At 38.4% G+C, this 15,512-nt stretch carries 16 protein-coding genes; 6 read left to right on the top strand and 10 right to left on the bottom strand.

Annotated elements, in window-relative coordinates; all coding sequences use genetic code 11:
* Positions 1-17 precede the first annotated feature (17 nt).
* Positions 18-755, top strand: a complete 738-nt coding sequence (locus ABIE66_RS03490; protein ID WP_289323718.1) for an amino acid ABC transporter ATP-binding protein — start codon at positions 18-20, stop codon at positions 753-755.
* Positions 756-825: 70 nt separating this feature from the next.
* On the opposite strand, the gene ABIE66_RS03485 is transcribed toward ABIE66_RS03490, so the two are convergent.
* A complete protein-coding gene (locus ABIE66_RS03485) occupies positions 826-2,001 on the bottom strand; it encodes an MFS transporter (protein ID WP_289323717.1) in 1,176 nt (391 codons plus the stop codon).
* Between the two features lie 389 nt (positions 2,002-2,390).
* On the opposite strand from ABIE66_RS03485, the gene ABIE66_RS03480 reads away from it, so the two are divergent.
* Positions 2,391-3,092 (top strand): response regulator transcription factor, encoded by a 702-nt coding sequence (locus ABIE66_RS03480; protein WP_370013870.1) that lies wholly within the window; start codon positions 2,391-2,393, stop codon positions 3,090-3,092.
* A 6-nt stretch (positions 3,093-3,098) separates the two neighbouring features.
* A complete protein-coding gene (locus ABIE66_RS03475) occupies positions 3,099-4,487 on the top strand; it encodes a sensor histidine kinase (RefSeq protein WP_370013869.1) in 1,389 nt (462 codons plus the stop codon).
* Positions 4,488-4,556: 69 nt separating this feature from the next.
* Here the strand turns inward: ABIE66_RS03475 and ABIE66_RS03470 are convergent, their stop codons facing one another.
* The 6 genes from ABIE66_RS03470 to ABIE66_RS03445 all read right to left on the bottom strand — a co-directional run bounded on the left by ABIE66_RS03470 (position 4,557) and on the right by ABIE66_RS03445 (position 10,091).
* The gene (locus ABIE66_RS03470; protein ID WP_370013868.1) at positions 4,557-4,910 is read right to left on the bottom strand and encodes a YxeA family protein; all 354 of its coding nucleotides are present in this window, start codon (positions 4,908-4,910) and stop codon (positions 4,557-4,559) included.
* 5 nt (positions 4,911-4,915) lie between these two features.
* Positions 4,916-6,835: an ABC transporter permease gene (locus tag ABIE66_RS03465; RefSeq protein ID WP_370013867.1), complete on the bottom strand. Its 1,920-nt coding sequence runs from the start codon at positions 6,833-6,835 to the stop codon at positions 4,916-4,918.
* On the bottom strand, positions 6,822-7,589 hold the full coding sequence (locus tag ABIE66_RS03460; RefSeq protein WP_289323712.1) for an ABC transporter ATP-binding protein: 768 nt from the start codon (positions 7,587-7,589) through the stop codon (positions 6,822-6,824). Before ABIE66_RS03460 ends, ABIE66_RS03465 begins: the two co-directional genes overlap by 14 nt.
* Before the next feature lie 196 nt (positions 7,590-7,785).
* On the bottom strand, positions 7,786-8,076 hold the full coding sequence (locus ABIE66_RS03455; protein ID WP_289317979.1) for a DUF3817 domain-containing protein: 291 nt from the start codon (positions 8,074-8,076) through the stop codon (positions 7,786-7,788).
* A gap of 221 nt (positions 8,077-8,297) precedes the next feature.
* A complete protein-coding gene (locus ABIE66_RS03450; protein WP_370013866.1) occupies positions 8,298-9,362 on the bottom strand; it encodes a C45 family autoproteolytic acyltransferase/hydrolase in 1,065 nt (354 codons plus the stop codon).
* A gap of 237 nt (positions 9,363-9,599) precedes the next feature.
* Positions 9,600-10,091, bottom strand: a complete 492-nt coding sequence (locus ABIE66_RS03445; protein ID WP_370013865.1) for a hypothetical protein — start codon at positions 10,089-10,091, stop codon at positions 9,600-9,602.
* Between the two features lie 500 nt (positions 10,092-10,591).
* Between ABIE66_RS03445 and ABIE66_RS03440 the strand changes: the two genes are divergently transcribed.
* Both ABIE66_RS03440 and ABIE66_RS03435 read left to right on the top strand, forming a co-directional pair.
* Positions 10,592-10,753 carry a hypothetical protein gene (locus ABIE66_RS03440; protein ID WP_370013864.1) on the top strand — a complete coding sequence of 54 codons (162 nt, stop codon included), beginning with the start codon at positions 10,592-10,594 and terminating at the stop codon, positions 10,751-10,753.
* A 169-nt stretch (positions 10,754-10,922) separates the two neighbouring features.
* The gene (locus tag ABIE66_RS03435; RefSeq protein ID WP_370013863.1) at positions 10,923-12,314 is read left to right on the top strand and encodes a hypothetical protein; all 1,392 of its coding nucleotides are present in this window, start codon (positions 10,923-10,925) and stop codon (positions 12,312-12,314) included.
* Positions 12,315-12,508: 194 nt separating this feature from the next.
* Here the strand turns inward: ABIE66_RS03435 and ABIE66_RS03430 are convergent, their stop codons facing one another.
* From ABIE66_RS03430 to ABIE66_RS03420, 3 genes are read right to left on the bottom strand one after another with little or no spacing between them, the layout of a single operon-like run.
* A complete protein-coding gene (locus ABIE66_RS03430; RefSeq protein ID WP_289323708.1) occupies positions 12,509-13,297 on the bottom strand; it encodes an ABC transporter permease in 789 nt (262 codons plus the stop codon).
* The gene (locus ABIE66_RS03425; protein WP_370013862.1) at positions 13,294-14,199 is read right to left on the bottom strand and encodes an ABC transporter ATP-binding protein; all 906 of its coding nucleotides are present in this window, start codon (positions 14,197-14,199) and stop codon (positions 13,294-13,296) included. Before ABIE66_RS03425 ends, ABIE66_RS03430 begins: the two co-directional genes overlap by 4 nt.
* Positions 14,196-14,435 carry a PLD nuclease N-terminal domain-containing protein gene (locus ABIE66_RS03420; protein ID WP_034305547.1) on the bottom strand — a complete coding sequence of 80 codons (240 nt, stop codon included), beginning with the start codon at positions 14,433-14,435 and terminating at the stop codon, positions 14,196-14,198. Before ABIE66_RS03420 ends, ABIE66_RS03425 begins: the two co-directional genes overlap by 4 nt.
* Positions 14,436-14,833: 398 nt before the next feature.
* Between ABIE66_RS03420 and ABIE66_RS03415 the strand changes: the two genes are divergently transcribed.
* On the top strand, positions 14,834-15,379 hold the full coding sequence (locus ABIE66_RS03415) for a helix-turn-helix domain-containing protein (RefSeq protein WP_289323706.1): 546 nt from the start codon (positions 14,834-14,836) through the stop codon (positions 15,377-15,379).
* The last annotated feature ends 133 nt before the right edge of the window (positions 15,380-15,512 follow it).

Genomic DNA, 15,512 nt, shown 5'->3' with positions numbered 1-15,512 from the left:
TTAAAGGGGATTTTAAAATGATCAACATTAAGAATCTTCATAAATCGTTTGGTGACCTTGAAGTTTTAAAGGGCATCGATTTGGAAGTGGAGCAAGGTAAAGTCATTGTATTGATCGGTCCTTCGGGTTCAGGTAAAACAACCTTTCTTCGGTGTTTGAATCTCCTTGAGGTGCCAACGGACGGGACGATTGAAATCGATCAAACCGTAATGGACTTCAAAAAAACCGTTAGAAAAAAATCGATTACATCTTTTCGCGGCTTGACAGGGATGGTTTTCCAAAGCTATAATCTCTTCCCCCACAAGACAGCTGTGGAAAATGTAATGGAAGGCCCCATCATCGTAAAAAATATAGCCAAACATGAAGCGAAAGAAACGGCTGCTGCCCTGCTTACAAAAGTGGGCTTAGGTGAAAAAATCGATTTTTATCCTTTTCAATTGTCCGGCGGACAGCAGCAACGAGTCGGCATTGCAAGGGCGCTGGCCATGGAACCTAAGGTCATGCTATTCGATGAACCCACTTCCGCTCTAGATCCTGAACTAGTTGGAGACGTGTTACAGGTGATGAAAGACCTGGCGAAAGAAGAAGGCATGACAATGATCGTAGTAACCCATGAAATGCGTTTCGCCCGTGAGGTCGCCGACGAAGTCATTTTCATGGATGAAGGAAAAATAATGGAACGGGGAACACCCGAACAAATTTTCACAAACCCTAAAGAAGCACGTACACGCAAGTTCCTCAATATGATCCAATAAAAAACGATGCTTTTTCAAGCACCGTCCCTGCCCCCCATTTTTTGAAAAATGGGGGGTTTTTTTCATTAGATTAATGAGAGGCTTGGACCTGTTTAGTCCTTGTCCTTGCATGGTAAAGCTGAAAAAGAATCAAAGCAAAAACGGAAAGGATCGCTCCAGATATAAATGGCAAATCTATTGAAATCGAAAATAACCAACCGCCTATCGGAGGGCCTGCAATCCTGCCGAACGAGTCGAAGGAAGAAAGCAGTCCAGTGACACTTCCATGCCCCGACATGGAACTTTTGGTCAGCAAGGCCGAAATTGCAGGTCGGATGAACCCATTACCCACTCCAAAAATCGTTAGGAAGACCGCAGATGTCCAGAAACCGGTAGAAAACAGGATGAGAATGAAACCAACTGCCGATACGATGATTCCTACTCGGATAACCGCGCCTTCCCCGTATTTCTTAGTCATCCTACCCACTAATCCACCTTGAACAATCGCACTGCCAAATCCCATGATCATAAAGATATAGCCTAATTGAACAAGAGTGATATCAGCTTTTTTTGCTGCAAAATAGGCAAAAGTCGTTTCGAGTCCCGCCATTGAAAGCGTGACGATCAATTGTAGGATGAACATGGTGGTAAGTGGCCCTTTAAAGGCTGTCCACATGGACTCTTTATTTTTAGACTGTTGGGCCCTCTTTTCAACCGTATGTGATTCCTTCAGTATCGCAATCACTAAGATTAGTGTGATCAAAGAGGAAATTCCAGCAATGTAAAAAGGTAAATTCAAACTTGATTTGGAGAATATCCCACCAATCGCCGGACCAAAGATGAACCCTAGCCCTGTAGCAGCACCGATGATTCCCATCCCTTTTCCCCGATCTTCCGGCGTCGTGATATCAGCCACATACGCCATTGCGGTTGGCATGTTTGCCGATGACAAAATCCCGCCAACGATCCTGGCTACAAATAATACCCATAAAGAATCTGCCGAGGCCATGATGAAAAATGAAAGGGCCAATCCAGCAATCCCGATTATCATGACAGGCTTACGTCCTATCCGATCAGATATACGTCCCCACATCGGGGCAAAAAATAATTGCATTAACGAATAAACAGCCATTAAAAGACCAAGCTCAGTAGGACTGCCGCCAACCTTTTCAGCGAGGAACGGAATGACGGGAATGATGATCCCAAATCCGACCATGACTAAAAACATCACTAAAAAAAGAACGGGTAACACCTTTTTTGTTTCCATTATTTTTTTCTCCTTTTATTCTTCCACATTCGTTGAGTACATTTTTTAGAAAGTTTTTGTTTTAAAGTACAGGAACGACGTCCTGAATCATAATACTTAGCATGAACTGCCTAGCAATACTTTAAACAGTTTATCATACAACCTTTACCAAATCAGTATGAAGAGCCATCTTCTTTCTCCCCAAATGAAAAGAAACCTCCTAAACTAAATAGAGATCAGGCATCGGGGTCCCTGATCCTTACAGTACATTTTCATTTACGTGTTTCGTGAAACTTATGGAATGGATGCCAAAATTCATTACTTATAAGAAATATCTTTCACTTTCCCTTATTTTTTGCTGAAGGGTACTCTATACTGTAGGGTATGATTGATGTTTGGGAGGTAGAAGAATGTCAAATGGTCAGTGTATTTTAATTATTGACGATGAAGAAGATTTAGCACGTCTCATGGAGACAGTTTTACATAAGGAAGGTATTCAAAATATTATTACGGCAGGGACGATTGCCGATGGATGGGCAAAGTTTCAGGAATTCAATCCTGCACTAGTCTTGCTAGATATTATGCTTCCAGATGGTGAAGGATATGATTTATGCAAGCAAATTCGTGAAGTGTCCAATGTTCCGATTTTATTTTTGTCCGCAAAGGATGAGGAAATTGATAAGCTTTTAGGATTGGCAATAGGCGGGGATGATTATATTACCAAACCTTTCAGTCCGAAAGAAGTTGCCTATCGAGTAAAGGCACAGCTGAGACGTGCTGGCTTTTCAGAGGACAAAGCGGCTCCGAAAAAATTACAAGTTGGTCCTTTTGAGCTTAGTGCCAATGAAAATGAAGTGAAAAAGGATGGCAACACAATCGAGCTCACAGCTAAAGAAATCGGGCTGATGAGCTGTTTTATGCATCACCCGAATCAGATCTTGAGCAAGGAGACTTTGTTTGAACATGTGTGGGGTGATGATTTCTTTGGCTCTGATAATACAGTGATGGTACATATTCGCCGTTTACGCGAAAAAATCGAGGTGGATCCTTCAAAGCCTTTGTTTTTAATAACCGTTAAAGGGCTTGGTTATAAATTACAAACCAAGGGGTGAAACAAGATGAAGTGGAAATTGACACGGCGCTTTTTAGGATCCGTTGTGACAATAGTTGTAATCGTAGGGATTGTAAATACAATTTTACTCTTAAGCTTACTCTTTGTTCATTTCGACACGGAAGAGGAATCTGCGGAAAACTTTAGCCGATCTTTTTCACAATATGTAGAGCTAATAGATGGCAAACCAATGGTAAATGAAGAAGGACTGGAAAAACTGCGGAACACAAACGCCTGGATACAATTTTTGAATGATAAGGGTGAACAAGTCGCAGCCTATTACACACCTCAAAAATTGCCAACCGTATATTCCCCTGTTGAAATCGTCCAAATGTATAAGTATAAAGAAATTGATGCAGAGACGACTGTTTTTGCCGGCGAAGCTCATGATTTCAGCTATTTTGTAGGGGTTAAAGATCGAGGAATAGGCCGATATGTACTGTCCTATAATTATGTTCACATTTTAAATTACATCAACATCATACTTTTACTGTTTTTAACCGTGGATATCATTATTGCCCTAGTCATTGGACTATTATTTGGTAAAAGATTAACGACACCACTTAACACTTTAATAGAAGGAATTCAGCAGCTTCGTGAAAGACGTTTTAAAAAGATGAGCATACCAAAAGGCGTTTATGAAGATGTATTTCACAATATGAATGAACTGTCTGTAAAGCTAGATCAGTATGAGAAAGAACGTGATCTTCTCGACAAAATGCGTGAGGAATGGATTAGCAATGTTTCACATGACATGAAGACACCACTTGCTTCCATCCATGGGTATACAGAATTGATGAAAGACAACGCCACAGATTTAACACCACAGGAATTGTATGAGTTTTCATCCATTATTAATAGACAGTCCACTTATATGAAAGATTTGTTAGATGACCTAAATTTAACGATGCGTTTGCGGAATCAAAGACTCCCCTTGCAATTTGAAGATGTAGAAATCGTGGGGTTTATTCGGGAAATGACGATCGAGCTTTTAAATGATTCACAACTTGGTGATCGACAGGTTGAATTTGAGGCAAATGTGGACATGGCAAAACATAAAGTGGATAAAAAATTACTGAAGCGGGCGATTTTTAACTTTATCTACAACGCACTCGTGCACAATGAGGAAAATGTCATTGTGCAAATACAAATTGATGATATTCGTCTAGAATCGGAACTTCATACCAAAATTACCATTACCGATAATGGCCGCGGTATTCCCTCCGAAGATTTAGAACAGGTTTTTGAACGCTATTATCGAGGTACGAATACTGCCAGTACACATGGGACTGGACTAGGTATGGCCATTGCAAGAGACATCATTCTGGCTCATAATGGAAAACTTGATTTGACTAGCGTTGAAAATAAGGGAACCACCATTACCATCCTTTTATAATGCACATATTACTTAACAGGAAAAGGGCTGTACTCCTCTTACTTATTGGAGACAGCCCTACTTCCCTATTTATTTTGTTTGTGCCTTTTTTGGAATTTCCTCAAATTTCACTTCATCATATGACGAAACTTCATCACCATTTTTCACGTACATCTTCAAGTAAGCATCTTTCCGAAGATTTTTTTGTGCCGTGAATTCTAGTGGTATTGTTTCACCATCTGCATTCTTTGCGTCCAGTTTATAAGAATAGTAGGTCATCACTGAACCATCATCAAGTTTGGTTTCATGTTTTACCCCATCCTCTATAATTTGCAAATAATAATTATCGGCATTCATACGGTTTAAGTCTATTTTAGTAAGCGCGAAGACTCCTGCCGCTCCCAGTATAAATAAAATACCAATTACCATAAGAAATTTCTTCATCTCGATCATCCTTCTGTTTTATTATTTTGTGTGATAATACGATTATAGGAAGCTACCGTTAAGAAATAATACAGACCGTAGATAACCGTATAAGCAATCATCCAGATCAACACAGGTTTTGCCAGCTCCATCATCAATAAGCCCGAGAAGGCTTTTAAAGCAACTGCACTGTGTAATAACCCCACTGCCAGTGGTACGAAAAAGATTACGAATACTTGTGATGCAATGGATTTCCGCATTTCTTTTGCGTTAACGCCCATTTTATGAAGCATATTGTATTGAGATTTATCTTCCTCTGCTTCAGTTAGAACTTTAAAGTAAATGATACTGCCTGTTGCAGCTAAAAAAACCAGACCAAGAAAACTTCCGATAAAGAGCAATGAGCCCACACCCTCGATACTTGTTTGGAAATCTTGAGGGGCACTGGAAAATAGCGCTTCTTCAGGTAATTGTTTTGCAATTTTTTCTGATAAATCCTTGGAAGCTTGTTCAACACCGATAACACGATATTTTAGGGATTCCCCTTCTTTTTGCAATGATTTAAATTGATCATTCGATACTACCACTGCAATGCCTGCTGTTCCGGCATTTAAAACTGTTTGTGTCTTAAAACTTTGGAATGTGATTGCCGTGTTGTTTTCTGTCGTGATGGTCTTGTCCTTATATATAGGTGAGAACCTTTTGTCATATCCAATATCCAAAATGACTGCATTGTCATTATTCACAAGCAGTGCTTCCTTGCCTTGAACTTCCGCTAATTTGTTATATGTTTTTTCGTCGATAACCGTGTAAATCCTTTTATCAGAGCTATCGAATGCTGATGGCATGTTTAATTCTTTCGTATTAAATGTGACAGATAGCGCTTCAATATTTTCATCATACTTTGTATCTGACAATACAGCGCTCACTTGTTGATCGCTTTTTGCATCCGATAGCTGATACATGAAGGTATTCGGATCAACGGTCATAACTTGGTCATTTGCATTGTAATAAAGACCATAAACCGCACCGCCGGCCGTTACCGTTGTAGCACTTAACACCGCAATTACGGTCAATGTACGTGCATTACCCCGAATGCGATACAGCAGTTGCGAGATCGTCATTAAATGAAGGCCTTTCCATAGCCATTTTTCATTTTTCTTAATCACGGCTAGCACAAAGCCTGTCACGCTATGAAACAAGAGAAACGTACCGACAATAACTGTTGTCAATATAATGAGTGCTGTCATTAAAAACCCGACCTTTTCCCACACTTTAGAAGTAAAAAGATCTTGCATCGCCAACCAATAACCCATGACAATCAGGAAAATTCCCAGAATGGCTACAATCATTGATGGCTTCGGGGCTGCTTCCCCTTTTTTCGATGCATGGAATAGATCAATTAGTTTAAATTGATAAATTAAACGATAACCCTGGAATGATGTCACCAAGAAAATAATAAGAAATACGATTGAGGTGTTCAATGCTGCAGATCCCGAAAAAGTAAATGGTGCTATGACATCATAGCCCATTAAATAAATCAAAATCGTCATGAATCCTTTTGAACAAAGGAATCCAAGGAAAATCCCGACAACTAATGAAACCAAACCAAGCAATAGGTTTTCAAAGAAGAGCATAAAACCAATTTGACGATTACGTACGCCAAGCAATGCATATAATGCCACTTCTTTTTTACGTTTTTTCATAAAGAATGAATTTGAATAGGCAATGAAAATGGCAACGAAGAAAATCAGGATGACTGCCGCACCACTCATTAATGAACCTAATTTTTGTGATGAAGCCGTTTGTTCTGCAACTGTGTCGCTATATTTTAATGTTACAAATGTGAAGTAGATGATAATGCTAAAAACCATCGATGCGATATATAAAAAATATTGGGAGAGGTTTCGTGCAATATTTTTTCTCGCTAGACTAAATAACGTCATCTACCTCACCTCCAATTGTTGCAAGGACATCCAAAATCTCTTGGAAGAAAGCTTTACGTGTTTTGCCACGACGGTAAATTTCTGTTGAAAGCGTACCATCCTTGATGAAAATAATGCGCCTGCAGAAGCTTGCGGCATAAGCATCATGCGTCACCATCATAATGGTGGAATTATTATTTTCATTCAGTTCACTTAAACTTTCGAGCAGACCTGTCGCAGATTTTGAGTCAAGTGCACCTGTTGGCTCATCTGCCAGGATCAGTGCCGGCTCTGTCACCAGTGCTCTGGCTGCAGCTGTTCTTTGCTTCTGGCCACCGGAAATTTGGTATGGATATTTAGCTAATAAATCCTCAATCCCAAATACTTTTGCAATGCGATTCACTAAGATAGTAATTTCTTTCGCTGGAATTTTCGCAATCGCCAGTGGTAATAATATATTTTCCTTCACAGTCAAAGAGTCGAGCAAATTGTAATCCTGGAAGATGAAACCGAGATTATCACGTCTGAAATCTGTTAAGTCAGCTCCCTTCATATCGTGAATGCTCGTATCATTCATATAAATTTCCCCTTCAGTTGGCGAGTCAATAGTTGCTAACATATTAAGCAACGTCGATTTCCCTGCCCCAGAAGGTCCCATGATCCCTACAAACTCTCCTGCATGAATATCAAAAGATATATTTTCCAACGCTGTGTAGGCAGCACTTGATTTACCATAAGTTTTTTTTATATTATCCACTTTTAATAATGGTTCCATTTGTTTCACCTCTTAATTTTGTTGATACTTATACTTTACATGCCCATCCTTACAGCATGGTTATGCCAACCTTACAGCAAGCTTAAATCCATAAAAAAACGCCTTCTTTTGAAAAGAAGACGTTTTTTCATTATGAATTTTTCAAACACCATCAAAGGACTTAATAATTACGATATTAGAGCATGCCCCTTATCATTTAACTTTGCTTCAATAGCCTGCGATCGATTACAAAATTCCCAAACGGGATGAATGAAACGATGAAGATCAACGCCATTTTTAAAAAGGACCATTTTGATATAATGCTCACATAGAGCAGTAAAAGCCCAAACACGACAAATAAGAAACCATGGATGCTGCCCAAAATGAGTGTTGCTTCCCCAATATCCAATATGTACTTAATGGGCATACCAATGGCAAGCAATAGAACATATGAAATTCCCTCAATTATTGTAATAAACCGAAACCAACCAATAGCTGTCGAAAACATTCGCTCATCCCCTTATTCATTCATTGTACAAGAACGACACACAAACAGACTTCCAGCTTCTTGTCCCCAATCCAAAATATGTTACTCTATCATATTATATTACTGGAAGATCCACTAATAAATAGTACCAGGAACCGTTTCCTAAAATTAAACTTGCAAAAGCCCAATCCAAGGATTGGGCCTGTTAACAACGTAAGGGGTTCAACTTTACTTAAAGACGTTCAATTCCGAAACCAATTCGCTCCCTCATCCATGTGCACGAAGGGAATATCCGTATCAATTACACCTTTGATTCGTTCTAACTCAACATCTTCCCCTTCGAGCCATTTCGCAAAATCTATTGAAGTCGGCTCCTGGTTCCCACCCAAAGCGATCCAGGTTTTCATCTCCTTAGGTAAATAAGCGGATGTATGAATCGTTCCCGCCCAGCTGCTATATAAATCCGAGAAGACGCCTTGATTGGTATCATTAAACAACCTATAAGCATCGTAGGCAGATGAAAGGTTCCCTTCATGATCTTGTATAATTTCCAATCGGCGTTTCGAATCGATAAGATGGTTACGATTTTCATGTTTCATGATTTCAAAATGATTGGTACAGGCATTTGACGTGCGCACCTCTACATTTCTCGGAGAGGTTTCCACAATATAGGTACTTCCGCTTTTATCATAGACGACGTAAGTGAAAGAATGACGATGCGGGATTTCCTTCAACATCGCGACCGCTTCCTGAACGTTCGCACAAGATTCAACAATCAGCCTGCCAATCATGCAACAAATGAACCCATCACCAGGGTTCTTGCGATTCATGAAGTTATAGCCTATCACCAAACCTTTTTCGTTCATTCCATCCATCCGGCCAGTCCCTCGCTGACTCGGGCCGATGCTTGAATACCCTCGATCGCTTGGCTGGAATAAGACATAGCGCCCTTCATATGTCTTTGGATGGTAATCATAATTGCGAATCAGATAATCATCGCCTGTCATGATGGAGCACCCCGACCGAACATAATCCAAACGGTATCCCCCGAACTCCTGCAACACGCGTTCAATTGGCCATTTAAGCGCATCTTGCAACCCCAGTAATTCCTCCCAAACTCCAGGGGCAAATTGTGTAATCGCCTTCTTGACCTCTTCCTCTTCAACCGTAAACCGAGGCTGCCGGATCTTCCACTGATCTTCACGATTTTTTACCGTTAGTGAATCTTTTAATTCCTCCCCTTGCATGTATCCAAACTCATAATGTGTACCCCGAAATTGTATGACATCACTATATATTTCCTTCACGGCTTATCCCTCATTTACAGTAGTTACTATTCAAATTAAGAATACTTGAAGTAATGTTGAAAATAAAGAAGATAAGCGTTTAAATTCATGAAACAACTCACTTTGGCCTGTTCTCTCTTCCCGTTGTTTTACGGGCCGGTTTAACTGGCTTGGGCGTGGGGATTGCATGCAAAAGAATCTTTTCAATTAAAGTGCATCTCTAGAATTTAAAGTAGATTAAACTTAATTGATTATATCTTATTTATATTTAACTTTTATATAAGGAGCACCTACACCATGTGCAGTATTTGAATAATAAGTATTTATAATCTTTCCAGTAGGATTTTTTACTACGTGTTTAAATCTCTTGAAAGTAATATCTGACCATACACCTAATCTACTATATTTTTTTGAATTAGTTGAGATTGTTGCAGAAACTGAAGTGTTATGTGATATGCTAACGCCCACATTAAACCCACCATAACTATAAGAACCAGAAATAGTATAAGATTTTCCACGGGAAATAGTATAACTACTTGCTTTAACCCAAGCATTTGTTAGAGGGTGGTAGTTTACCCATTTTTCTCTTGTTGTATTAGTAGTAATTGTTGTTGTTGTAGTTTTATTACATGTTGCGCACCTAGAAACGATATTTTGATTCTTAAAATTTAAATATTCACTGTAATCTTCTTCTGTATCAAAAAAAATTAATGTCCCATCATCTTTTGTTAAGTTGTACGGAGTGTCCACTGTTAGTTTCTACATTCGCTCCTTCTAATTCAACATTAGAATCTTCTTCAGAGTCTGCTGTAACCTTGGATAAATTCGCAGAACTAATCAATAAAATAAACAGACTCAAAATACTAAGAAGTTGGAAGTAAAACTTTCGGTTATTAATTATCATTTTTAACACCCTCCCCTTTTTCCATAATATTCTGTATAATCCAAGTATACATTTTTTTAAATACAAATTGGTACAAAAGGAGTATTCTTATGAAATTTTTAACTGGCACTATAGCATTGTCTGTTTCTTTTATACTATTCATTTATTTGTATGGTTTAAAAGTCGATCATTCAATAAAATATAATGGAAGCTTTTTTATTTTTCCAGTCATCCTATTATTAATAGCCGTATTTTGTTTTGTATCGAAAAACAACAATACAAAAATGTAGATTAGAAAACTAAAAGCCCCTTTCAACTAGAATCTTAATCCTACATATTAGAGGGTTCGGGTGGTGGTGGATGTTTCTTGGAAATTTTTCACAACTTACAAATAGACGAGGAGAATTACCAGAAATCCGGAGAGTTCGGTCTTATAGTGGGAGAATATCATATAAAAGAAGAAGATATGACTGTTGAGTACGCTTTGCTCCTTTTCAAGCTTTTTCTAGTCAATAATCAACTTATCTGATGACAAATAAAAGAGGAACGGTTTTATTCCGTCCTCTTTTATTTTAGTAGATTCCGCGAATGATCGTGACATCTAAAAAAAAGATAAGCCTTTAAATTTATGAAACAACTCACCACCCCGTACCTCCTTCATAATCTGTAACTAGGCATATATATGAGGGGGACGGATCATGGAGATGGAATTAACGGCACTCCATTGGATTTATGTTATATTCATTGCATTGATAATCGGGTTTATGGTAAAACGTCGTGATACTACCCTCATCTGCATAATTGGTATTTTCCTTTTGGCTTTAGTGGCTACAGGCAGTTTAGCATCCTCCATAAGCGGGATATTCAACAGCTTCATTTTCGCAATCACGGAATTAATGTCCACGATATTAATCATTTCCATCATAGTTGCCATGAGCACGGTTTTAACGAAGTCCGGCATTAATGATGTCATGATTGCACCGTTTGCTAAATTCATTAAAAATCCTACACTTGCCTTTTGGGTAATCGGGATCGTCATGATGATCATATCCTGGTTTTTCTGGCCATCACCGGCCGTTGCCTTACTCGGGGCTGTTTTGCTCCCTGTTGCATTACGGGCTGGTTTACCTGCGTTAGGCGTGGCGATGGCGATGAACCTTTTTGGTCACGGAATAGCATTATCAGGGGACTTCATCATTCAAGCTGCACCTAAACTAACTGCGGATGCCGCTTCAATACCAGTCGGTGATGTCATCGCCGCGAGTATTCCCCTTGTCATTACAATGGGGGTCGTTACCACCCTTTCCGCCTTTCTCCTTTTAAAGCGGGATATGAAACTTGGAAGAATCAAGGCGGCGGATAATGAGGGAATCGTCCAAGATCAAACAATCAGTGAAGATCTGCTCACACTGGGACAAAAGAAGTTTTTTGCCGTTTTCATTCCGATCGCCTTTCTGTTGGATGTTGTGGCATTGTCGATTTTGAAGCTCCAAGGCGGAGATGCAACGGCGTTGGTTGGCGGTACAGCCGTTTTCATTTTGCTGATTTTATCCCTTGCCGCACATAAACAACAAGGACTTGAAAAATCAACGGCCTATTTAATTCAGGGTTTTCAATTTGGCTTCAAAGTATTCGGACCAGTCATACCAATCGCTGCATTCTTCTATTTAGGTGATTCTGGATTCAATCAGATCATCGGGGACTATTTACCAAAAACATCCCTCGGCATCGTCAATGACCTCGGTGCCGCATTAGCGGCCTCCGTTCCTTTAACGAAAGAAATAGCCGCTGTCACATTAACGGGAATTGGTGCCATCACTGGATTGGATGGATCGGGATTCTCAGGCATTTCTTTAGCCGGATCGGTCGCCAAACTATTTGGAACGGCAATCGGAAGCGGAACCGCCACATTGACCGCACTTGGGCAAATAACCGCGATTTGGGTCGGCGGAGGTACCCTGATTCCATGGGCACTGATACCAGCCGCTGCAATCTGTAACGTCAGTCCCTTTGAACTTGCTCGAAGGAATTTGCTGCCGGTAACCATTGGTTTAACAGTCACTACGATAGTCGCGATGTTTCTCATTTAATGATTCTGTCCGATATGTATGGACTCACGGAACGGATTGAAATTTCCACATTCCCATATTTAAAAAGGACTGAATTAAAAATCAGTCCTTTTTCATTTCAATCGTCGATATAACTGTAGATTTCGTCGATATATTTTTATTTTCGGAGATATAACTGTAGATTTCGTCGATATATTTTTCTTTCATACCCTAACTTATTCGTTATGGAATTTCTTTTTTGAAATCCATATGTTCGTTACCAATATCGTTAGTGCCGTCAATTCAAGTGCCGCTAATGCACCCCAAATCGCCTGTGTATTGACGGTACCTAAAATCAATACTTCCATCGCATATTTACTCATGCTTGCTGGATTCACATTATCTATAACCGGGCTTAAACCAACTATCATTCTGCAGCCGAGAAGAAATACTATCGAAATTAATGCAATGATGCCCTGACTATTAAAAATGGTACTGATCATCGTCGTGAATGAAACGATAAATAAAATCCACAGCAGATAGAACAACAAAGCCACTATTAAATTCACAAAATCAACACTCGTAAACAAAAAAACTGCATACAGATATGAAACCAAGTATCCTAATGCTACACTGCAGGCAACAAACAGATAATTGGAAATGATTTTCCCACTTATATAAGATACAACCGTCACGGGCCTTGTAAGAATGAAAGCCAGCATCCCATTTGCTTTATCAGATTGTACGACCCCCATCATGGAAACGATGATGATCATGACTCCGAGCTGATCAAATTGAGACCCTAATGTACTAGCAAGAACTTCGCCGCCTGTTTGGGCAGCCATGCTTGGATCAATGGTGATACCTTGGCCCCCACCCAGAGCTTCTAATATTGAAGGTAAATAATAGCTTACAACCGGTTGAGTTATCCCTAAAAAAATAAATGCAAGTGGAAGCCAAATCACTTTAAATTCACGTACCATCTGAACAAATTCCTTTTTCGCTAAAACGGTAAAATTATTCATTCTTCTACCACCAATTTTAAAAATATCTCTTCCAATGTATCGTTATCTATTTCGAACCTTACAAGATCAACATTATGCTCCAGCGCATTCGCCAGTAACATATTCTTGTTTGACTCAATATTTTCCACTTCTATCTTCAATTTATTTCCCATTACCTCTACACTTTTTACAAAGTTCAAGCTTTTAACGTTTTCAATCCATTTTTGACTTTTAGAGGTTATGTCGACATTAATTTTGTTTCCGCTATTCCTGTTTAGTAATTCTGACATTGTTGTATCTTCAATTTTTTCCCCACTCTTTATAATGACAAATCTCTCACATATTTCTTCTGCATCGCTTAATATATGTGTCGATAATAAAATTGTCGTATCTTTCTTTATTTCTTTTATTATATTTAACACTTCTCTCCGGCCGATTGGATCCAATGCAGAAACCGGTTCATCCATGACAATCAATGCTGGTTTATGTAACAGCGCCTGTGCAATTCCAAGCCTTTGTTTCATTCCGCCAGAAAAAGTCCGCACCTTGGAATTCTCTTCCCCGCTCAACCCCACTTTCGACAATATCTCTGGAATGCCGCTTAATAATTCTTCCCTCTTGATACCTGAGAGCTGCCCCATGAAAGTGAGGGTTTCTTTGGCAGTCATCCATTGAAAGAAGTTTGGGTATTGTGGTAAATAGCCTATTTCCTTTTTCATTTTTGAAATTTTCTTACCATCAAGCAATACTTCTCCCATACTTGGATCTATAATATCTGAAATCACTTTTATTAGTGTCGATTTACCAGCCCCATTTGGCCCTATCAATCCAACACATTCCCCTGATTGCAGTTCCATTGAAAAATTATTGACCGCTGTTTTTTCTTTGAATTTTTTTGTAACATTTTTAATCTCTAATTTCATATTCTTTCACTGTCCTTTCTACCAATAACGAAGTACAGAATTGGACCGATAGTATTTGCAAAAATAATGATGAGTGTCCACAATAAAACATTTTTCCTCGTCTTTCGATTTCTGTATAAATCAATTAATGCTATAAGCACTAAAATCATTCCAATAGCAATTACCGGTAAAATAATCGGCAGAATAGACATGAAATCAATATCTTTCAATTCGTTCCACCCATAATGCAATTCCATATATACCACTCCTTTGAAAACGAAATATTATTATCATTATCGATAATGATAACATGAAAAATGGAATTTTGCACCTATTTTTTTCTTTAATAAAATATTGTTTTAGTTTTTATTGTTATTTATAATGATAATATTATCACAATGAATAATAATAAAAATATAGTGTTATTTATTAAATTTTTTTCATGAAGACATTATTTTTTTACACTTATTTGAAAAGGCTTATTATTTACTTCGAAAAAATATTTCTGTATTATTATTTTTCAAACCGTGTCATTTTTATAAATGAAAATGATTCAAACATTACAATATATGATGAATTAAACTTATTATTCATGGTCAACATTAAAATTGATTGAAACTTATCCAGTTATAATTTCCAATGTGAGGAGAATAAGATGATTAATAAAGCTGAAATTTTAATGCATCCTGTAAGAATAAAGATTACCCAAGCTTTAATGAGAAACAGGGAAAATGGCTTAACACCATTGGAAATGTTAAAAGTCATTAAAGATGTACCCCAAGCAACATTATATAGACATATACAGGTTCTGTTGGATTCAGGGGTCATTCGCATTGTAAAAGAGAAAAAGGTGAGATCCGTTTCCGAAAAATACTATGTTTTAAATGAAGAAGAAGCGCGACTTAGCGGGGAAGAATGGAAAAAATCTTCTAATGAGAAAAAGGTGAATTATTTTTCTTATTATCAATTATCCCTTATGACTCAATATCAAAACTATCTTAATAAATTAGAAGAAAGAGACTGCGCAGAGGATGGTTCAACCTTTTCCCTTTTAGAACTAAAGCTTGATGATGAAAGCTTTATTAACTTCCAAAATGAATTGAACGATTTAATGTTAAAATACTACAAAGCTACGAATCAAAGTGCTAAACAAGACTCTCCTATTCGAACAATCGGCGTTACAATTATTCCAGAATCATAAAAAATGAAAAAGCTGTTCCAAAACCATGGTGCCATGACCTTGGAACAGCTCCTTCATTATGGAAGAAACCCTACATTTTTTATCTGCTTGACGGCAATTATCAGGTCAAAAATGAAGCTATCCGTTGGCAGCA

Source organism: Peribacillus sp. B2I2 (genome assembly GCF_041261685.1).
Classification (GTDB): Bacteria; Bacillota; Bacilli; order Bacillales; family DSM-1321; genus Peribacillus.
The sequence above is the reverse complement of the archived record's forward strand: the minus strand, read 5'-3'. Positions and strand labels throughout refer to the sequence as shown.